The sequence below is a fragment of the Hyphomonadaceae bacterium BL14 genome, from assembly GCA_027627705.1.
Lineage (GTDB): Bacteria > Pseudomonadota > Alphaproteobacteria > Caulobacterales > Maricaulaceae > Oceanicaulis.
Window position 1 is genome coordinate 2,201,041 of sequence record CP091242.1, and the last position, 19,199, is coordinate 2,220,239.

At 66.5% G+C, this 19,199-nt stretch carries 15 protein-coding genes; 8 read left to right on the top strand and 7 right to left on the bottom strand.

Annotated features, from left to right (window positions below; genetic code table 11):
- Window positions 1-60: 60 nt before the first annotated feature.
- A complete protein-coding gene (locus L2D00_10730; GenBank protein ID WBQ12317.1) occupies window positions 61-2,409 on the bottom strand; it encodes a TonB-dependent receptor in 2,349 nt (782 codons plus the stop codon).
- A 176-nt stretch (window positions 2,410-2,585) separates the two neighbouring features.
- Between L2D00_10730 and L2D00_10735 the strand changes: the two genes are divergently transcribed.
- Entirely contained in the window at window positions 2,586-3,590 is a 1,005-nt protein-coding gene (locus tag L2D00_10735) for an RluA family pseudouridine synthase (GenBank protein ID WBQ12318.1), read from the top strand.
- Between the two features lie 4 nt (window positions 3,591-3,594).
- Here the strand turns inward: L2D00_10735 and cobT are convergent, their stop codons facing one another.
- Together cobT and L2D00_10745 are read right to left on the bottom strand one after the other, a co-directional pair.
- Window positions 3,595-5,466, bottom strand: coding sequence for a cobaltochelatase subunit CobT (gene cobT / locus L2D00_10740; protein ID WBQ12319.1), 1,872 nt, complete (start codon window positions 5,464-5,466; stop codon window positions 3,595-3,597).
- A 58-nt stretch (window positions 5,467-5,524) separates the two neighbouring features.
- Window positions 5,525-6,745, bottom strand: coding sequence for an aspartate kinase (locus L2D00_10745; protein ID WBQ12320.1), 1,221 nt, complete (start codon window positions 6,743-6,745; stop codon window positions 5,525-5,527).
- A 129-nt stretch (window positions 6,746-6,874) separates the two neighbouring features.
- On the opposite strand from L2D00_10745, the gene ubiG reads away from it, so the two are divergent.
- On the top strand, window positions 6,875-7,639 hold the full coding sequence (gene ubiG, locus L2D00_10750; GenBank protein ID WBQ12321.1) for a bifunctional 2-polyprenyl-6-hydroxyphenol methylase/3-demethylubiquinol 3-O-methyltransferase UbiG: 765 nt from the start codon (window positions 6,875-6,877) through the stop codon (window positions 7,637-7,639).
- Here ubiG and L2D00_10755 read toward each other — a convergent pair.
- Together L2D00_10755 and L2D00_10760 are read right to left on the bottom strand one after the other, a co-directional pair.
- Window positions 7,636-8,448: a lipid A deacylase LpxR family protein gene (locus L2D00_10755; protein WBQ12322.1), complete on the bottom strand. Its 813-nt coding sequence runs from the start codon at window positions 8,446-8,448 to the stop codon at window positions 7,636-7,638. The two genes, ubiG and L2D00_10755, sit on opposite strands and share 4 nt — an antisense overlap.
- Before the next feature lie 342 nt (window positions 8,449-8,790).
- Complete coding sequence (locus tag L2D00_10760) at window positions 8,791-10,665, bottom strand: ribonucleoside-diphosphate reductase subunit alpha (GenBank protein ID WBQ12323.1); 1,875 nt, start codon at window positions 10,663-10,665, stop codon at window positions 8,791-8,793.
- 314 nt (window positions 10,666-10,979) lie between these two features.
- Between L2D00_10760 and L2D00_10765 the strand changes: the two genes are divergently transcribed.
- The 4 genes from L2D00_10765 (at window position 10,980) to L2D00_10780 (ending at window position 14,904) form a co-directional block, all read left to right on the top strand.
- The gene (locus tag L2D00_10765) at window positions 10,980-11,564 is read left to right on the top strand and encodes a TIGR00730 family Rossman fold protein (protein WBQ12324.1); all 585 of its coding nucleotides are present in this window, start codon (window positions 10,980-10,982) and stop codon (window positions 11,562-11,564) included.
- 395 nt (window positions 11,565-11,959) lie between these two features.
- On the top strand, window positions 11,960-13,033 hold the full coding sequence (prfA, locus tag L2D00_10770) for a peptide chain release factor 1 (protein WBQ12325.1): 1,074 nt from the start codon (window positions 11,960-11,962) through the stop codon (window positions 13,031-13,033).
- Window positions 13,030-13,887 carry a peptide chain release factor N(5)-glutamine methyltransferase gene (gene prmC, locus L2D00_10775; GenBank protein WBQ12326.1) on the top strand — a complete coding sequence of 286 codons (858 nt, stop codon included), beginning with the start codon at window positions 13,030-13,032 and terminating at the stop codon, window positions 13,885-13,887. Before prfA ends, prmC begins: the two co-directional genes overlap by 4 nt.
- 258 nt (window positions 13,888-14,145) lie before the next feature.
- On the top strand, window positions 14,146-14,904 hold the full coding sequence (locus L2D00_10780; GenBank protein ID WBQ12327.1) for a DUF4167 domain-containing protein: 759 nt from the start codon (window positions 14,146-14,148) through the stop codon (window positions 14,902-14,904).
- Between the two features lie 63 nt (window positions 14,905-14,967).
- Here L2D00_10780 and L2D00_10785 read toward each other — a convergent pair whose 3' ends face one another.
- Both L2D00_10785 and hisS read right to left on the bottom strand, forming a co-directional pair.
- Window positions 14,968-16,083, bottom strand: a complete 1,116-nt coding sequence (locus L2D00_10785; GenBank protein WBQ12328.1) for a hypothetical protein — start codon at window positions 16,081-16,083, stop codon at window positions 14,968-14,970.
- Window positions 16,084-16,334: 251 nt separating this feature from the next.
- Window positions 16,335-17,798 (bottom strand): histidine--tRNA ligase, encoded by a 1,464-nt coding sequence (gene hisS / locus L2D00_10790; protein ID WBQ12329.1) that lies wholly within the window; start codon window positions 17,796-17,798, stop codon window positions 16,335-16,337.
- A gap of 135 nt (window positions 17,799-17,933) precedes the next feature.
- Between hisS and L2D00_10795 the strand changes: the two genes are divergently transcribed.
- Both L2D00_10795 and L2D00_10800 read left to right on the top strand, forming a co-directional pair.
- Window positions 17,934-18,353 (top strand): hypothetical protein, encoded by a 420-nt coding sequence (locus tag L2D00_10795; GenBank protein WBQ12330.1) that lies wholly within the window; start codon window positions 17,934-17,936, stop codon window positions 18,351-18,353.
- 61 nt (window positions 18,354-18,414) lie between these two features.
- On the top strand, window positions 18,415-19,170 hold the full coding sequence (locus tag L2D00_10800; GenBank protein ID WBQ12331.1) for a hypothetical protein: 756 nt from the start codon (window positions 18,415-18,417) through the stop codon (window positions 19,168-19,170).
- The last annotated feature ends 29 nt before the right edge of the window (window positions 19,171-19,199 follow it).

Below are 19,199 nucleotides of genomic sequence, written 5' to 3' on the forward strand. Positions count from 1 at the left end.
AACGGCCGGCTGCGGGCCCCTCTCCCGCGCCAGCCGTCCGCCCCCCTCTAAGCCAATGGCCTAGAAGTACGCTCCGATGCGCACGCCGAAGGTGCGCGGTGCGCCGGCGATGAAGGTCGGCAAGCCGAACGCCGCGCCGGTATTGCCCGCATCGACCAGGTATTCCTCGTCGGCGAGATTGGATCCGAACACTTCGGCGAACCGGCTGCGATCAGCGGTCTCGTAGCGCAGGCGGGCCCGCACGATGCCGTATGCGTCCTGACGCACGCCGACGAACTCGTCATTATCGTTGTCGGTGAAGAAGTGCGACTGCCACGTATAGCTCGGCAGGACGCTCACTTCGCCCCACGATCCTTCGGCCACCACGACGCGCGCGCCCAGAGCGATGGCGTGCTCGGGCGAGTAGCGGAAGCGGTTGCCCGCCAGCGCCTGGGGCTGGCCGTTCGCCGTGTCGTCGAACGTGGCCAGATTATAGGCGTAGGTGAAGAACAGATCAGCGCGGTCACCGAGGCTGAAATCGCCCTGCAGCTCCAGCCCGTACTGGGTGGCATTGCCCGCATTGGTCGGTGCGAACGTGCCCGAGGTGGGGTCAAACACCGAGGACTGGAAGTCCTCGTACTGCGAGCGGAAGATCGAGCCTGACAGCGTTCCGCGGTCCAGGCTCACGAAGGCACCCGCTTCAACCGAGTCGACAATCTCCGCCGGCGCGATCGAGAAGAAGGTCGGCGATCCGGTGTCGAGCGCGATGACGTCGGGACGACGCCCGCGCGCATAGCTGGCCCAGGTGTTGATCCGGTCATTGAGTTCATAGGCGGCCACGAAGCGCCAGGTCCAGGCGTCGAAGCTCGCCGTCTCGCGCACCGCCGCGCCGTTTGGCGTGGCAGGCAGGATCAGGGTCGGGCCGAAGGTAACGCGATTGGGCCCCATGCTGGTTCCGCCATAGCCCGAGGCGATCTTGTCCTCGTCGGTATAGCGCAGGCCCGCCGTCAGGGTCAGCCGGTCGGTCGCCGCAAAAGACACGTCGGCAAACACGTCGACCGATTCGGTGCGGCCCGCATTGGCGGAGTCTTCAGTGTAGTTGGGGCGCAGCGGTACGAAGCCCTGACCCGAAGACAGCGCAGCGATCGAGAAGGGGAAGGGGTTGCGCAGATCGGTGATCGCCGACACCGGCACGCCCAGCGCGGTGGCGATCGTCGCCGGATTGCCGAATGCGCCGGTGGACACGAAGAACGCCTGCGCGACGCCCTCGTTATAAATGCCCGGCACCCGCTGGGTGTTGGCTTCGTAGAAGTAGGTGAAGCCACCAAACGCCGTCAGCGCGCCGCCATTGTCGAAGGTCAGGCGCATTTCATGGCTGGTCTGACGGCCCGTGGCGTCCTCGGCGAAGTTGACGAAATTGAGTCCGGCGCCGATCGGGTCGAAAATCTCCACCGATTCGTAGTCGCGATAGCCGGTGATGGTGGACAGGTTGAGCGAGTCGGTGAGATCCCATTCGGTCAGCACGGTGACGCCGCGCACAATGCGATCCAGGCCCAGCGGCTGATTACCTTCAAAGCCGGGGATCAGGCGCAGATCAGCAGCGGTGTAGGGCGAGGTGTCGAGGCCCGGCGCGGCCAGTACGCCGGACTTGAACGAGGTGCCCGGCCCGGTGTCTTGCTGCCAGTTGGCGATCACGTGGAAGCGGAAATTATCGGTCGGCTCGCCGCTGAATACGAAACGCGCCGCCGCCGTGTGGCGGCCTTGCAGGTCATCGCCGCTGCCGCGGTTCTCGATATAGCCGTCACGCGAGCGCAGCACCCCGGCCAGGCGGAAGGCATAGCCGGCGCCGAGGTCGCGGTTCACATGGCCGCCCATTTCGCGGTGATCGAAATTGCCGTAGCCGGCGAACACGCTCGCCGTGTTCTCCTGGGCCGCCTTGTTCTGGATGATGTTGATCCCGCCGATCAGCGCGCCGCGTCCGAACAGGGTCGGCTGCGGACCCTTGGCCACTTCCAGGCGCTCGATGTCGAACAATTCCACATAGGAGCCGCGCGAGCGGGTGATGGACAGGCCGTCCTGGAACATGGCCACGCGCGCTTCGGCGTTGGCCGCGCCGCTGTCGGTGGTGATCCCGCGCAGCGAGTAGCCGGGATTGTTCGGGCTCTGCTCCTGGACCACCAGGCCCGGAGTGTACAGGGCGAGGTCTTCCAGCGTCCGGATGTCGAGACGGTCAATAAGCTCGGAATCAAACGCCGTGACGTTCACCGGCACGTCAGCCAGCGATTGGGCGCGGAACTGGGTCGTCACAGTGATGACGTCGCGGGGCTCGGCGCGCGGCGCGTCGTCCGCATTGCTCTGGGCGAGCGCCGGCGCAGCGTACACGAGCGCGGCAAGCGCAACGCAGGCGGACAGGCGGGATTTGATGGTCATGGAACTTCCCCTCGAACTGGCTGTACGCGCTACGGATCAGCAGCGCGCATCGCCGGCCTGAGTAGGCGCGGTGCGTGACAGATGCTCAACAAAGGTATGACAGGAATTTGACGCGGCGCAGCAAAGTGTGGGGTGTGGCCTGTTCGACACGCTCCGGGCCGGGTACAAGGCCGATTATGAGCGAACCGGGCCCGGACATCCGCACCCTGACGCCCGAGCCGGAGGCTCTGGGCGAGCGCCTGGACCGCTGGCTGGCGGACCAGTGCCCGGACCTGTCGCGTTCGCGCTGCAAGGCGTTGATCGAAGCGGGCGCGCTGCGTGTGGATGGTGCAGCCCTCAACGAAGCCTCCGCCAAGGTGCGGGACGGCGTCTATGTACTCAACGTACCGGAACCCGAACGCGCCGAGCCGGAACCCGAGGCCATCAAGCTCGACATCCTGTTCGAGGACGCGCACCTGATCGTCGTCAACAAGGCGGCCGGCATGACGGTGCATCCGGCCGCGGGTGCCTGGAGCGGCACGCTGGTCCACGCTCTCCTGCACCATTGCGCCGGGTCACTGTCTGGCATTGGCGGGGTGATGCGCCCCGGGATCGTGCACCGGCTGGACAAGGACACGTCCGGCGTGATGGTGGCAGCCAAGAGCGACGAGGCCCATCAGGGACTGTCAGAACAGTTCGCCGCCCACGATGTGGAGCGCGCCTATATCGCCTTCACACGCGGTGCACCCAAGCCGCGCGCCGGGCGCGTGGAGACCCGGCTGGGCCGGTCAGACCATGACCGCAAGAAGATCGCGGTGCTGCCCGACTACAGCAAGGCCGGCAAGCACGCGATCACCAATTACGAGACGCTCAACGTGTACGGTCAGGTCCCCGGCGCCTCGGTCGGCACGCCGGTGGCCGCGCGGGTGGAGTGCCGTCTCGAAACCGGGCGCACCCACCAGATCCGGGTCCATATGGCCCATATCGCCTGCCCGCTTCTGGGCGATCCACTGTATGGCAAGGGACGCGGCGGCGTGCTGGCCAAGCTGGATGACGGCAAGGTGTTCCGCGGCTTCGGGCGCCAGGCGCTGCACGCAGCGGTGCTGGGCTTTATTCACCCGGTGACCGGCGAACCCCATCGCTTCGAAACCCCGCTTCCGCCCGACATGGCGCAGCTGGAGGGGTTTTTGAAGTCACTTTAAAGGCTTACCGGCCGCGGCCTGCTCGCGCCCGTTTCGCGCCAGCCGGTCCAGCGCGCGGGTCGCGTTCAAACAGACCCGCGAGCTGGTGAGTGATGGCACCGGCCAGCTGGTCAACGTCAACAATGGTCACCGCCTTGCGGTAATAGCGCGTCACATCATGGCCGATACCGATGGCCAGAAGTTCCACGTCCGAGCGGGTCTCGATCATCTCGATCACCTCGCGCAGATGCTTTTCCAGATAGGCCGGTGAATTGGCCGACTGGGTGCCGTCATCCACCGGTGCACCGTCGGAGATCACCATCAGGATGCGCCGCTGCTCGGGACGGGCCAGAAGGCGCGAATGCGCCCACAATACGGCTTCGCCGTCGATATTCTCCTTGAGCAGCCCATCGCGCAGCATCAGGCCCAGATTGGGCCGGGCCCGGCGCCACGGCGCGTCGGCACCCTTGTAGATGATGTGGCGCAGATCGTTGAGCCGGCCGGGATGGGGCGGCTTGCCTTGGGCCAGCCATTCTTCTTTCGCCCGTCCGCCTTTCCAGGCCCGGGTCGTGAACCCCAGAATCTCGGTCTTGACCCCGCAACGCTCCAACGTGCGCGCCAGAATGTCCGCGCAGGCGGCCGCCACCAGGATGGGCCGGCCGCGCATGGAGCCGGAATTGTCCAGGAGCAGCGTGACCACCGTGTCGCGGAATGCCATCTCCTGTTCCTGCTTGAAGGAGAGCGGCTGCATCGGATCCATGATGATGCGCGGCAGGCGGGCCGGATCGAGCACGCCCTCCTCCTGATCGAAGGCCCAGGAGCGCTGCTGCTTGGCCATCAGCTTGCGCTGCAGCCGGTTGGCGAGCCGGCCGACTGCGGCCTCAAGCCCCTTGAGATGCTGGTCGAGATTGCGGCGCAGCCGGGCCAGCTCTTCGCCATCGCATAAATCAGACGCGTGGATCACTTCGTCGAAAGCGCGTGTGAAGACCTTATAGGCATTGGGATCCTCGCCCTGGCCCTGTACCCAGTTGGGCCGCGAGGCCTGACGCGCATCGCCGGGCTCGTCATCGGCCTCGATGCGGGTCTGGCTGTCCTGGGCGTATTCGACCTCATCGGTGTCAGACGCCGTGCCACGCGCATCTTCGGGCTGATCGTCCTCACCGCTATCGGGTTCGGATTGCCCGTCATCATCGCCGGACTGGGGGTCCTGCTCGACGCCGGAATCGTCATCTGTTTCGTTGTCTTCGTCCTCATCGGCCTCTTCGCCAAGCTCGTCGGTGAGATCGAGATCGCGCAAGACCTGGCGCAACGCCGCGGCGAAACGCACCTGATCGCCAGCGGATTCAGCCAGCGCATCAAGCGCTCCGCCGGCAGCAGCCTCCACATCCTCACGCCAGACCTGCATCAGGCCGCGCGCATCGTCCGGTGCCGGGCGTCCGGTAATGCGCTCACGCACCAGCATGGATACGGCATCAGCCAGAGGCGCGGTCTGACGGTCCTCGGCCTGGTTCCAACCCTCGCGGCGGCAGCGCTCAATAAGCGCGGCGTCCAGATTACCTGCCACACCGCGCATGTCGCGCGCGCCCAGCGCCTCCACCCGCGCCTGTTCGGCGGCGTCATGAATGCGCCGCGCCCGCGCACCGGGCGGGGCTGACTGCTGGTGGCGGACCGAATCATGCAGCGCCACCCGCAAGGCCATGGCGTCCGCCTTGCCGCGCAAGAGCGCTGCGTCTTGTGGCGTCAAAGCCTGCGGCGGGTTGGGCAAAAGGACTTTGCCCTTTGCCAGGACATCCTTGTCACCGCCAAACTTGACTTCCAGCTCCCGCGCACCGGACAGGGCGCGCGTGGCGGCACTCAGGGCGCGGCGGAAGGTTTCTGCAGGACTGTCGTCACTCATGAGCACACACTTAGCGCCCGCGCGCGCCGTTGCGAACCCGGCGCGGCACTGCAGCACGTCATAGGGCTGCCAGCCCGTAGGCACCGTGGAGGGCGCGTACAGCCCGCTCCACCAGATCGCCATCGACCAGGGCGGATATCTTGATCTCGCTGGTAGCCGCCATGCGCACACGCACGCCCTCGCGTCCCAGCACGCCATAAAGGGTACGCGCCACATCGGCACGTCCGCGCAGGCCGGTGCCCACGACCGACACTTTGGCAAGGCCCGTCTCGGAGCGGATATCGATGCCCTCGAACCGCGCTGCGAGGCCCTCTGCCAGCGCCAGGGCGCGCGGCAAGTCGCGTCCGCTGACGGAACACTCCACGACCGCGCCTCCGGAGCGGGCGCGGGCCTGAACGATCATGTCCACAGCCACGTCAGCGTCGGCGAAGGCAGCGAACAGGGCCTCGGCAGCGTCTGTCCCCGGCGCACCATGAAGCGACAGGCGCGCCTGATCGCGCACATAGGCCACGCCCGACACGATGCGGCGCTCGGCCAGCCGCGCGTCGTCCACCACTTCCGTACCGGCGCTGGCACCGGGGGCGAGGAAGCTGGATTTTACCCGCAGGGTTACAGCCTTGGCCTTGGCGTATTCCACCGAGCGGGTTTGCAGCACCTTGGCACCCATGGCGGCGAGCTCGAGCATGGCGTCATGGCTGATCCGCTCTACCCGCGCGGCTTCAGGCGCGATGCGTGGATCGGTGGTGAACACGCCGTCCACGTCGGTGTAGATATCGCATTCTGCGCCCACCGCCGCGGCGACCGCGACGGCAGTCAGATCCGTGCCGCCCCTGCCCAGCGTGGCGAGACGGCCGCTGGCGTCCAGCCCCTGATATCCGGCGACGACCGGAATAATGCCAGCTGTCATCATGGCGTCCAGGGCATCTGCGTCGATGGCGATGATGCGCGCGGCACCCGGCGGCCCATCGACCAGAATGGGCAGGCTCCAGCCCATGACCGCTTCGGCCTTCAGGCCGCGCGCCTTGAGCGCCAGCGCCATCAGCGCGGCGCTCGCCTGTTCGCCGGCGCCCAGTACGGTGTCGGTCTCCACCTCGCCCAGACCCCCGCCCAGCGCTTCAGCAAGCCCCAGCAGCCGGTCAGTCTCTCCGGCCATGGCCGAGACCACCACGCCAAGCTGTCGCCCGCTGGCAGCCTCATGGGCGACGATGGCCGCCGAATGCGCAATACGGTCTGGCCCGCCCATGGAGGTGCCGCCGAATTTCACCACCAGACGCGTCATGCCAGCTCCCACGGCCGAAGGGCCGGGACGTAACCGCGCACCCGGCTCGATTCCGGGCGCGCGAGCGCCCATATTGCGTCACCTATACGTAAGCGCCCCGCGCGCGCCAACGCCGTACCGGAGTCACCCATGGCCCAGGCCGCCGCCCCTGACCGACTTGTATCCCCGTCCATCGATCCCGATGAGGTGGAGAAATTCTCCCGCATCGCCGGAGAATGGTGGGATCCGGCCTCGAAATTCGCCCCGTTGCACAAATTCAATCCGGCGCGCCTGACTTGGATTCGTGAAACGCTGTGCGCTCATTACGGGCGCAGCGGCGCTGCACCGCTGGAAGGCCTGGCGCTTCTGGATATCGGTTGCGGTGGCGGGCTGGTGAGCGAGCCGATGGCGCGGCTGGGCGCGGCCGTAACCGGCGTTGACGCCGCCGAGGCCAATATCAAGACGGCACTGGTGCATGCCGAGGAAGCCGGTCTCACCATCGATTATCGCTGGGGCGTGGCCGAGCAATTGCTGGCGCAAGACGGGCCGGGTCAGTTCGATGTGGTGCTGAATCTGGAAGTGGTGGAGCATGTGGCCGACCCGGAGGCATTCCTGCGCGATTGCGCGCAGCTGGTGAAGCCGGGCGGGGTGATGATCATGGGCACGATCAACCGTACGGCCCGCGCCTTCGCAACGGCAATTTTCGGGGCGGAGTATGTGCTGGGATGGCTGCCGCGCGGCACCCACCGCTTCGACAAGCTGGTGCGCCCTGACGAGGCGCGCGCGGCAATGGAGGCCGAGGGGCTGGAAGTGCGCACGCCGGTGGGCGTCAGCTACAACCCGCTTAAAGACCGGTTCTTCATTTCCGGAGACGCAGGTGTGAATTATCTGATGGCGGCGGTGAAACCGGCCTAACGCCTCAGGGTCAGGGAGAAGGCGGCGAAACCTTCTTCGGTGTCCCAGGACTGGGCGGGCAGGGAATAGGTGGTCTCGCGCCGCACATAGGCCAGCGACAGATCCGCGCCCACCAGACGCATGGCGACGCCAGCCTGCTGGTCGCCCACCATGGCGTAGGGCGCGACGGTCATGGCACCCAGCCGGCTGAAGCCCGAGCCGGGATCATACAGCAGGGCCTGACGGTCTGCGCCGGCGAAGAACCACCAGGCCGGGCGCGACCAGCCAGCGTCTTGGCCGATGAACTGGCCCAGACGCACCGTGGCACCAGCCTGAGCGGCAGGACCGTAATCACCCAAGGACACGCCGGCGCGCGGCGACAGGCCGATATCAAGCCCGGACTGGCCCGGCGCATCGAAAGCCCCTTCATAGCGCAGCGTCATGCGGCGCGGACGGTCGCGCTCGCCGGCGAGCGCATAGCCCGCCGCTTCGGCATAGTCCTCGCCAAACGCGAGCGTCATGGCACTGGGGTTTTCGCCATTGAGGAAGGACAATGTGAACCGGCCGCCTTCGGGCGTGGACGCCAGCAAGGTCTCGGAGGTCTCGAAACCTGCCAGCATGTCGCGAGCGATGACGGGCGCGCGCGCGCCGAGCAGGCCGGATGCCAGCCGGGAGGCACCGGGCCGTACCGCGTCACGCGCCGGTGTGAAGCCGTCATCGCGCGCATCGAACCGCAGACCCGTCGATGAGTTGAACGAATCACGTGCATCCAGGGTCGCCGAGCGGGGCTGCGGTGCAGCAGCCAATTCATTGAGCAGGGGCGCTATCACGGAAGGCCGCAAATCTCCGGGGGCGGCATGCGCGCCAACGCCTGTCAGACTGACGGCAAACACCGCAGCTGAAAGGCTGGAGGCAAAGGTGCGCAACATGGTCATGGCGACCGCTATTCCTTCCGGACTGCCCTTCATTCCTGATCAGCCTAACACGTAGCGGAGCCATATGCAGCTGATCTGGAGAAGTATTTAGTTACTAAAACCTGAACTCGCATTGACGGTTATTGTTCCACGAATTCTGCCATGGACCTGATGAATGGACCGTGAACCTGCACCAGAACGCAGTACGCCCCGGCCTTTGCGGCCGGGGCGTAACAGGCAATCAGAGCTTCAGCCTGCCTACTGGCAGCCCAGGCATTCCTCGTAATCGGTGGGCGCGGCCTGCTCCATGCTGCGCTCGATCTCGGACTTTTCGCCCGAGCCGGCATAACCGGCCCGCTGAACCGACTTGGACCGGCAGTAGTAGAGCGACTTCACGCCCTTCTCCCAGGCGGTCCAGTGCAGCATGTGCAGATCCCATTTATTGACATCGCCGGGCAGGAAAATGTTCAGCGACTGGGACTGGCAGATGAAGGGGGTCCGGTCTGCGGCGTGCTCGATGACCCAGCGCTGGTCGATTTCGAACGCTGTCTTGAAGATCGCTTTCTCGTCATCGCTCAGGCAGTCGAGATGCTGGACCGAGCCCTCGTGCTCGAGAATGGTGGACCAGACAGTCGCCGTGTTCTCGCCCTTCTTTTCCAGAACCTCTTCAAGGTAGGGGTTCTTCACCGTGAACGAGCCTGACAGGGTCTTGTGGGTGTAGACATTGGCCGGGATCGGCTCGATGCCCGCGCTGGTCCCGCCGCAAATGATCGAGATCGAGGCGGTCGGCGCTATGGCCAGCTTGTGAGAGAAGCGCGCCTTGACGCCCTGCTCGGCGGCATCCGGGCACGCGCCGCGCTCTTCGGCCAGCTTGACCGAGGCGATGTCCGCCTGCTGGCGGATATGCTTGAACAACACCCGGTTCCACGAGCGCGCGGTGGAGGATTCAAAGGCCACGCCCAGCTTTTGCAGGAAGGAGTGGAAGCCCATCAGGCCCAGGCCCACCGACCGCTCGCGCCAGGCCGAATAGCGCGCACGCTCCATCTCGTCCGGCGCGCGGTCGATGAAATCCTGCAGCACATTATCCAGAAAGCGGAACACGTCCTCGATGAAGTCAGGATCGCTCTTCCATTCCTGATAGGTCTCGGCATTGATCGAGGACAGGCAGCACACCGCCGTGCGGTCGCGGCCAAGATGGTCGAGACCGGTTGCCAGCATGATTTCCGAGCACAGATTGGACTGGCGCACCTTCAAGCCCAGCTTGCGCTGGTGGACCGGCATGTTGTTGTTCACCGTGTCGGAGAAGATGATGTAGGGCTCTCCGGTCTGCAGGCGCAGCTCCAGGATTTTCTGCCAGAGCTTGCGGGCGTTGACCGACTTGACCACTTCGCCGGACTTGGGCGAACGCAATTCGAAATCGGCGTCGTCGCGCACTGCCTCCATGAACGCGTCAGAGATATTCAGCCCGTGATGCAGGTTCAGGCTCTTGCGATTGAAGTCACCGCTGGGCTTGCGGATTTCCAGGAATTCCTCGATTTCCGGGTGGTGCACATCGAGATACACGGCCGCCGACCCGCGCCGAAGCGAGCCCTGGCTGATCGCGAGGGTGAGCGAATCCATCACCCGGATGAACGGAATGATGCCGCTGGTCTGGCCATTCTGGCCGACCTTCTCGCCGATCGAGCGCACACCGCCCCAATACGTGCCGATACCACCGCCATTGGACGCCAGCCAGACATTCTCGGTCCAGGTGTTGACAATATCGCCCAGCGAATCATCCACCGAATTGAGGAAGCAGGAGATCGGCAGGCCGCGGTCGGCACCGCCATTGGACAGCACCGGTGTCGCAGGCATGAACCAGAGCTTCGACATATAGTCGTAGAGGCGCTGCGCATGCGCGACATCGTCAGCATAGGCGCGTGCCACGCGGGCAAACATGTCCTGATAGGACTCGCCAGGCAGCAGATAGCGGTCGACCAGCGTCTTCTTGCCGAAATCAGTCAGCAGGGCGTCACGCGACGGGTCGGTCTGGACCGAATCGACCAGACGCAGCTTGACGGCCTTGGGCTTGCCGTTCTGGCTCGGCGCGCGCTGGGCGGCGGCGGTGGCGGAGACGTGGTCAAACGGCGTCATGGTCGAACGCTCCTTCAAGGACAGCAGCGGCGCAAGAGACCCTTGCGGCGGACACAAAGTCCCGCGCGCTGCGTGAGAATTTCAATACATTGTGTGCGGCCTCCCCGAGAGACCGCAACATATAGTGCTGAGCCTTCACACAGGCGTCAACGCCCCAAACCGTCCGAACGCGAACTTTTTGGTAAACAAAACCTTACCAGACCCACGCCCGCGCGCAGACTCATTAAGGAAGCTGAGCACGGCCTTAAGGCGCCGTTACCTGTGGAAAGGCGCCCGGCGCTTGGCGGCGCGGGCCGGGGCGGCTAAGAGGCGCCATGATTTCCTCTGTCTGCATATATTGTGGCTCAAGCCCTGGTGCCCATGAAGCCTACGGGCTGGCCGCCCGCGCCATGGGCGCGGCGCTGGCCCGGCGCGGGGTTCGCCTGGTCTATGGCGGCGGCCAGGTGGGGCTGATGGGCCAGCTGGCTGATTCGTGCCTGGACGCCGGCGGCATGGTGACGGGCGTGATTCCCGACTTCCTGTTCCACAAGGAAATCGCCCATGGCCGCGTCAGTGATATGCGCGTGGTCACGTCCATGCATGAGCGCAAACAGGTGATGGCCGACGAATCCGATGCCTTCATCGCTTTGCCCGGCGGGCTGGGCACGCTGGAGGAATTGTTCGAGGTGTGGACCTGGTCCCAGCTTGGCCGTCACGCCAAGCCGGTGGGCGTGCTCAACGCGCACGGCTATTTCGACCCGCTTCTGGCCTTCCTCGATCATATGGAAAGCGAGCAATTCGTCGAACCGCGCCACCGGCGCATGCTGACCGAGCACGACGATCCTGATTCGCTGCTCGACCGGATGGCCGCCTTCCAATACCCCGGCGTCATCGCCAATCTCACCCGCCATCAAGTCTAGGGGGCCTTGGCGCGCCTCGCCGTGCCAGGAGTCGAGGCGGGACGTCATCTCGCGGGCGCATCATGTCCCCACAGAGCCTCCTGACGTCCCCTCCGGCGCGCGCGGTGTCACGCGCCGGACGAACTTATCCACCCCCGCCCGGGTTCTTTCACCGGTCATATCAGCCATGAAAAGGACCACGGCTATCGATATCAGATTTTGTGTTTGGACATGGATACCGACCGCGCCCGCTATTCGGGTTTCGCTCCTGCCGCTGCGCCGCCATGCGTGACAAGATGAGCGATAGCCAACGACAGCCTTCGCGCCGCGCCTGACGCGGCGGTGCCAGCCCGGCGTGCAGGTCCTGCGCACGCAAGGGCTTTCGCGATGGCGCGTGCTGGCGTAACTGAATTGCCATGAGCATACAGACCGCCAAGCTGGATCAGGTGATCGACCGGTTCGACCAGGTCGAGGCGCGCCTGGCTGCGTCCACCGATTCCACCGAAATCGTGCGCCTCTCCAAAGAGCATGCCGAGCTCAAGAAGGTCGCCGACAAGGCGCGCGAGCTCAAAACCGCGCGCAGCGAGATGGCCGAGGCCGAGACCATCATCGAGGAAAGCGCCGACCGGGACATGACCGCCCTGGCCGAGGAGGAGCGCATCCGCCTGAAGAAGGCGATCCCCGTTCTGGAGCGCGAACTGCAGCTGCTCCTGTTGCCGCGAGACCGCGATGACGAGGCCTCTATCATTCTGGAGATCCGCGCCGGCACCGGCGGCGACGAGGCGGCGCTGTTCGCAGGCAATCTGTTCGCCATGTACCAGCGCTACGCCTCTCTGCGCGGCTGGCGCATGGAGGTGATCGACGCCAGCGAATCAGAGATTGGCGGCTACAAGGAGATCATCGCCAGCGTCGCCGGGACCGGCGTGTTCGGGCGGTTGAAGTTTGAATCCGGCGTGCACCGGGTCCAGCGCGTGCCGGCGACCGAAAGCGGCGGACGTATCCACACTTCGGCCGCGACGGTGGCGGTGCTGCCGGCACCGGAAGAGGTAGATATCGTCATCCGCGACGAGGACATCCGCATCGATACCATGCGTGCCTCCGGCGCAGGCGGTCAGCACGTGAACAAGACCGATTCGGCGGTGCGCATGACCCACATCCCCACCGGGATCGTGGTGATCAGCCAGGAAAAATCGCAACACCAGAACCGCGCCATCGCCATGCAGGTGCTCAAGACCCGGCTGTACGACAAGGAGCGCGCCGAGCGCGACGCCGAACGCGCCGCCGAGCGCAAGGGCCAGGTGGGGTCCGGTGACCGGTCCGAACGCATCCGCACCTATAATTATCCGCAAGGGCGGGTCAGCGATCACCGCATCAATCTCACCCTCTACAAGCTTGATGAAATCATCACCGGAGACGGGCTGGATGAGGTGATCGACGCCCTGGCCGCCGAGGACCAGGCCGCGCGGCTTGCCGCGATGGAAGAGGGTTGAGCGCGCCGACCTGGCGCAAGGCGCTGCGCGCAGGCGCGGCCCGCTTGCGTGACGCGGGGCTGAGCGATGAGGCCGAAGGCGATGCACGCCGCCTGCTCGAATCAGCCGGCGGACTCGAGGCGGCCAGCCTGATGGCGCGGCTGAACGAAGCGATTCCAGAACCTGAAGCGGCACGCTTCGACGCCCTGATCGCCCGGCGGGCGCAGCGCGAGCCGCTGTCTCACATCGTAGGTTCCGTGGGCTTCTGGACGCTGGACCTGATGGTCACCCGCGATGTGCTCACGCCGCGGGCCGATACCGAAACCGTGGTGGAAGCGGCTCTGGCGGCGGTGAGCGATCGCAATGGGCCTCTGGAGATACTGGACATCGCCACGGGCTCTGGCGCCATCGCGCTGGCCCTGCTCAGCGAGCTGCCCAACGCGCGCGCCGTGGCCACTGACATCTGCGCCGCCGCGCTCGCCGTGGCGCGGGATAACGCGGCGCATAACCGCCTTGCAGACCGCATTACCTTCATCGAAACCCGCTGGGCCGACGGCGTGGATAGCCGCTTCGATCTCATCGTCTGCAATCCGCCCTATATCGCCAGCGCGGTCATCGGCACGCTCGAACCCGAGGTGAAGGATCACGAACCCCGCCTCGCCCTGGACGGCGGCCCTGACGGCCTCGCCCCTTATCCCCATTTGTTCGCCGAAGCGCGACGCCTGCTAAATCCCGGTGGAACCGCGGTTTTCGAGATCGGATTTGACCAGGGCGAAACGGCTCTGTCCCTGGCGCGTGCAAACGGCGTACAGGACGCCGCCCTGCGCCGCGATCTCGGCGGGCGGGACCGGGCGCTCGTGTTCCGCCAGGGATAGCTCTGCCATGCAAAAAAGCCTTGGAATCACCTCACGGATGCGTCTAGGGTGCGCCACGTCAGAGGCGCGGTGCGGGCCGGGATGGGGCTGCTCCGGAATTTGAGGCGGATCGCCCGCATCTGATGGTTTAGACTCAGACATGGACGCAAGCGCCGCGGCGGTCAGAGAGCCGTACAGGCCTTGTCGCCAGAGCAGCCGGTGTTTGCGAGCCGGACGTCCCGACATTCACTCCCGCCCGAAAGAGATCAGGTTTTGGCAATGAAGCGTCAACGCGGCCGCGGCCGGAAGCCCGGCCACCAGAATAATTCCAACCGGGCGTTCGAAAGCAACGGGCCGGATGTGAAGATCCGGGGCAATGCCCAGCACATTTATGAGAAATACCTTCAGCTGGCGCGCGATTCCTCGTCTTCGGGCGACCGGGTGATGGCGGAAAACTACTATCAGCACGCCGAGCACTATCTGCGCATCGTGCAACTGACCCAGCCCCGGCGTGAAGAAGGCGACAACGACGACGACCGCCAGAATGATCGTCCAAACGACCGGCAGCATGAGCGCCAGAATGAGCGCCCCTCCGGTCAACAGGGCCAGCGCAATGAGCAGCCGCGCTTTGACCCGCAGCCCCGTCCCGATCAACCGGACCGCACCGAGCGCCAGGACGGCGACGCCCAGCGCGGCCGCGGCAATGGCCAGAGCGCCAACGGCCATGACAGCCCCAGTGCGCCGCGCGAAGAGGCGGAGTCCGGTGAGAACGCGAACCGTCAGCGCCGTCAGCGCGGCCGCCGCCGGCGTCCCGAGGACGACAACGACAATGCCGGCGCCGATCCCCTGGCCGTCGTGGACCCGGAAGCGGCCAGCGTCTCGGCGCAGGCGGACAGAAAGCCCGAACAGGCTGAAGAGCCTGCCAGCGAGCAGCCGGCGCCCAAGCGCCCCCGGACCCGGCGCCCGCGCAGTGACGCCGCCGCGGAGGACGCTCTCAAGGCGGCAGAGACCAAGTCCACCGGCGGTGCCGCCGCCTGAGCCTGATCCTTTTGGTTTGAATGAAGAAACGGGCGGCCCCATCCGGGACCGCCCGTTTTCGTGTCAGGCCGGGCGCAGATGGGCTGCCAGTGCGTCAAGGCGGGCATTGGCCTCTGCCAGACGCTGGACCGACAGGGTTCCGGCAACCAGCGCAGCCCCCACCCAGTCCACAGCCCGGCGGGCCAGGTCCGGATCGGGATTGGCGGAGTTGGAGATCAGGATGAGATCGTTGCCCGCCGCCAGCGCGCCGGTCAGGGCCTGTTCGCGGCTGTAGTGATTGCGGATCGCGCCCATATCGAGATCATCGGTGATCATCGCGCCGTCATATCCCATCACCTCGCGCAACAGCCCGTGCAGAACCCGCCGCGACAGGGTCACCGGCAAGCCGTCGGGATCAAGGCGCAGATTGACCAGATGGGCACCCATCATCAGGTGGGCCCGGCCCAGGCGCATTAATCGCCCAAACGGCGCGGCCTCCTCGAATGTCCAGGTGGCGGTGATGTCCACATAGCCATCATGACTGTCGCCGCGCGAGCGGCCATGGCCGGGGAAATGCTTGATGGCGCAGGCGATGCCTTGGGCCTCGAACGCGTCGATGAAGGTCGCACACCACTGCGCCACGTCACGTGAATCCGCGCTGAAGGCACGTCCGTACTGGCCGATGGCGTCATTGCCGGCATCATGAAGGTCGGCGATAGGGGCGAGATTCATGTTGAAGCCGGCTTCGAGCAGCTCGCGCGCCGCGGTCTCGAACAGGGGCCGGGCGGCGTCGAGTCCGCCCTCCGCCAGCGCTTGGGCGCGCGGGATGCGGGTATAGCCCATATCCCCGGTCAGACGCTGGACGACGCCGCCTTCCTGGTCGATGGCGAGCCAGGCGTCCGGCGCCGCCTCACGGAAGCGCCGCGCCAGCCCCTCCACGCCCTCGCGCGTGCGGGCGTTGTGGCGCAGGAACAACACCCCGCCTATACGGCCGGCGGCCAGATCGGCTTCAATAGCGTCCGCACCCGGCGCATCAGGCGCATCGCCCAGAAACCCCAGGATCAGCGTGCGCCCGACCAGCGCCTCCATCGGGCGCAGCGCATGGCGCGCCAGAGCGTCAGCGGGCAGACCTGCGTTGGCCGCGGCCGGCGCAGCCGCGCTCGCCGCCAGGGCGCCCATGATATGGCGTCGCGTCAGCATGATGTCCGGATTCCCCTCATTTCCCCGCGTGACAGCTAAGCCTCATGCGGGCGCGCTGTCCAGCGGACACAAAAAAAGCCCGGCGTCTTGCGGCGCCGGGCGTTCAATTTGGTTGGTCGACAAAGAGACGTCTCCTCCCCAGAGACACCGCTTAGAGACAAGACGGTCAGGCCCTGTCAGGTGAAAACGTGACCTAACTGTCATGTTGGCGTCAACCCCCCAATGTCATGGGGATCATACACCGCCGCCGGTCAGCCGCGCTTCAGCGCGTCGAGGATCGCGGAGACGAGGCCGCCACGCGGAACGGCGAATTGCTGCTTCTGCTCTTTCCACTCATCGCGGTCTTCGATGCTTTCAGCGAGCTCAGCCCCCAGCTTGAGATCCTTGATCTGCACCTCGCCGCGCGCACGCTCCTCCTCCCCCTCGATCACGGCGAAGGCCGCGCCGCGCCGGTCGGCGTATTTCAGCTGCTTGCCCATATTCCCTGCGCCGACAAAGGCTTCGGCGCGCAGGCCTGCCGCCCGCAGCTCGGCCGCCATGGCGAAGTACTCGGCCATGCGCCCTTTGTCTGCGGCAATGACGATGACCAGCGGGGCGGCCTGCGCCGCATCCAGCCGGCCCAGCGCCGACAGGGCGGCGGCGAAGCGGCTGACGCCGAAGCTGAAACCCGTGGCGGGCACGGCCTGACCTGTGAAGCGCGCCACCAGATCATCATACCGCCCGCCGGAGGCCACCGAGCCGAACTGCATCGGGCTGCCGTCAGGATAGGTGGGCGTGACCAGAAGCTCGGTCTCGAACACCGGGCCGGTGTAATAGCCAAGCCCGCGCACGACGGACGGGTCGAACACCGCTTCGCGCTCGCTGACGCCGAGGGCGGTAAGGATGGCGTTGATCTCGCCTAGCGCCTCGACACCCGCTGCGCCCGATCCGGCGGCGGCCGAAGCCAGGCGTTCGGTGATCTCAGCCCGCGTACCTTTGGCCTGGGCCGCTTCGAGGAAGCCCAGCACGGTGCGCACGCCGCCCTCGTCCAGTCCGGCACCTTGGGTGAAGTCGCCGCTCTCATCCTTGCGGCCCTTGCCAAGCAATTGCTCCACGCCCGCAAGACCCAGCCGGTCGAGCTTGTCGATAGCGCGCAGCACGCGCATGCGCCTTGTGTCGTCGGCATTCCCAAGGCTTTCGAGCACGCCGTCGAGCAGGCGGCGATCATTGACCCGGATGACAAATTCGCCGTCTTTCAGGCCTGCCGCGCGCATCACCTCGGCAGCGAGCGCGATCATCTCTGCATCCGCCGCCGGACCGGCGGCACCGACACTGTCAGCGTCGCACTGGACGAACTGGCGGAAGCGGCCGGGGCCGGGCTTTTCATTGCGCCAGACCTCGCCGAACTGATAGCGGCGGAAGGGTTTGACCAGGTCCTGGAAATTCTCCGCCGCAAAGCGCGCCAACGGCGCGGTCAGATCATAGCGCAGCGCCATCCACTGCTCGTCATCGTCCTGGAGCGCGAACACGCCCTCATTAGGCCGCTCCTCGTCGGGCAGGAATTTGCCCAGCGCGTCGGCGTACTCAAACGCCGGTGTTTCCAGCGGTTCAAACCCCCAGCGCTCATAGACGGCGCTGGCGGCGCTCACTAGAGCGCGCTCGGCGCGGATCACGCCGGCGGTGCGATCTTCAAACCCGCGCGGACGGCGCGCCCTGGGGCGGAAGGCCTTGGCCATGATCTAACTCGCTGCGCTGCAAGGGCGCGTGAGCCGCGCCGGGAAACCGGTCCGGGGCTTAGCCCCCTTGGGGCGGGCGATCAAGCGGCCCGCGCCTTGCACGCCGAAGCCTGAACGCACACTGGAGGCCCGCCCATGTCCCTGATCGCCACACTTCTGGCCGCGCTCGCCCTTTTGAGCACGCCGGACACGTCCGATCTGCAACACGCCGCCGCGGCGCTGGAGGCGGAAGCCAACGCGCGCGCAGAGCGGCTGGTGCTGACCCCCGGCGCGCCTGCGCAGGCGCTGGCACCCGGTGATGCGGTGCTGGACGGTCTTGATGCCCTGTCACTGGCGGCGGCGCGCCATGCCCGCGCCATCGATGCGGCGGGCGGCGCGCGTGATCTCGCCTGTATTTTCCGGGGCATGAGCGCCGACGCCGCCGCCTGGCCGGAGCAGCTGGCCGACATGGACAGAGCCGCCGATCAGGCCCGCGCCTATCGCGAGATAGCGAGGCTCGCCAATCATGCCGCCCGTCTGGCGCAAGAGGATATCCGGTCGGCGCCGCCTGCCTAGCGTTCCGCAAACGCCGCAAGGCCTCTCGCCGGGCGCGCGCCAGATGCTATAGTCCGGCCCCATGATCAAGGCGCTGCTTCTGACTCTCTCCTTCGCCCTCTCTGCGCCCGATCCCGGCGCCGTGAGCGCCTATGAGCGCGGAGACTGGGCCGTGGCAGAAGCGGCAGCCAGCGGCCGCGCCGATGCTGAAACCCGCACGCTCGCGTCCCAGGCCGCGCTCACGCCGCTCATGCTGGGTGACATGTCCGGTGCCTCACGCGGCGACCGGCGGGCGGCGGCCCGGCGCGCCCAGGACCATGCGCGCGCCGCCATCGCCGCGGACCCGGGCCATGCGCCGGCGCATTTGCGCCTCGCCGCCGCGATCGGGTTCGAGGCGCGCTATATCAACCCTGTACGCGCGGCGATGATGGGTCTGCCCCAGGAGGGAAAGCGCCATATCGAGACCGCCCTGTCGCTGGACCCGGACGATCCCTGGGGCGAGGGCATGCTGGGCGCCTGGCATATGGAGGTGGCGCGCCGCGCCCGGCCGGGCATGTTCGGATCGGACGCCGGCGAGGGCCGCGAACGCTACCGCACCGCTGCCGCGCGGGCAGGCGACGATCCCTCCATCGCCTTTCATTTTGCCCTCGCCCTGATCGCCGCCGACCCGCGGGTCCATGGCGATGAGGCGCTGGCGCTGCTGGAGCAGGCAAGGGACGCGGACGCGCCCGGCGCGTTTGAGGACGCCATCCGCGCCGAGGCTGGCGCGCTGCATGCGCTGCTCTCGCGCGACCGCGAAGCGGCGCAGACCGAGGCGATCCGGCGGCTGGAGGAGTAGGGCGCGCCTCAATCGGCGGGCGCATGATC

What these genes read in the sequence shown, in the direction of transcription:
- prfA (WBQ12325.1), top strand. Translation starts at nt 11,960, where the DNA reads ATGAGCATACAGACCGCCAAGCTGGATCAGGTGATCGACCGGTTCGAC.
- L2D00_10730 (WBQ12317.1), bottom strand. Translation starts at nt 2,409, where the DNA reads ATGACCATCAAATCCCGCCTGTCCGCCTGCGTTGCGCTTGCCGCGCTC.
- hisS (WBQ12329.1), bottom strand. Translation starts at nt 17,798, where the DNA reads ATGGCCAAGGCCTTCCGCCCCAGGGCGCGCCGTCCGCGCGGGTTTGAA.
- cobT (WBQ12319.1), bottom strand. Translation starts at nt 5,466, where the DNA reads ATGAGTGACGACAGTCCTGCAGAAACCTTCCGCCGCGCCCTGAGTGCC.
- L2D00_10785 (WBQ12328.1), bottom strand. Translation starts at nt 16,083, where the DNA reads ATGCTGACGCGACGCCATATCATGGGCGCCCTGGCGGCGAGCGCGGCT.
- L2D00_10765 (WBQ12324.1), top strand. Translation starts at nt 10,980, where the DNA reads ATGATTTCCTCTGTCTGCATATATTGTGGCTCAAGCCCTGGTGCCCAT.
- L2D00_10795 (WBQ12330.1), top strand. Translation starts at nt 17,934, where the DNA reads ATGTCCCTGATCGCCACACTTCTGGCCGCGCTCGCCCTTTTGAGCACG.
- L2D00_10760 (WBQ12323.1), bottom strand. Translation starts at nt 10,665, where the DNA reads ATGACGCCGTTTGACCACGTCTCCGCCACCGCCGCCGCCCAGCGCGCG.
- ubiG (WBQ12321.1), top strand. Translation starts at nt 6,875, where the DNA reads ATGGCCCAGGCCGCCGCCCCTGACCGACTTGTATCCCCGTCCATCGAT.
- L2D00_10800 (WBQ12331.1), top strand. Translation starts at nt 18,415, where the DNA reads ATGATCAAGGCGCTGCTTCTGACTCTCTCCTTCGCCCTCTCTGCGCCC.
- L2D00_10745 (WBQ12320.1), bottom strand. Translation starts at nt 6,745, where the DNA reads ATGACGCGTCTGGTGGTGAAATTCGGCGGCACCTCCATGGGCGGGCCA.
- L2D00_10780 (WBQ12327.1), top strand. Translation starts at nt 14,146, where the DNA reads ATGAAGCGTCAACGCGGCCGCGGCCGGAAGCCCGGCCACCAGAATAAT.
- L2D00_10735 (WBQ12318.1), top strand. Translation starts at nt 2,586, where the DNA reads ATGAGCGAACCGGGCCCGGACATCCGCACCCTGACGCCCGAGCCGGAG.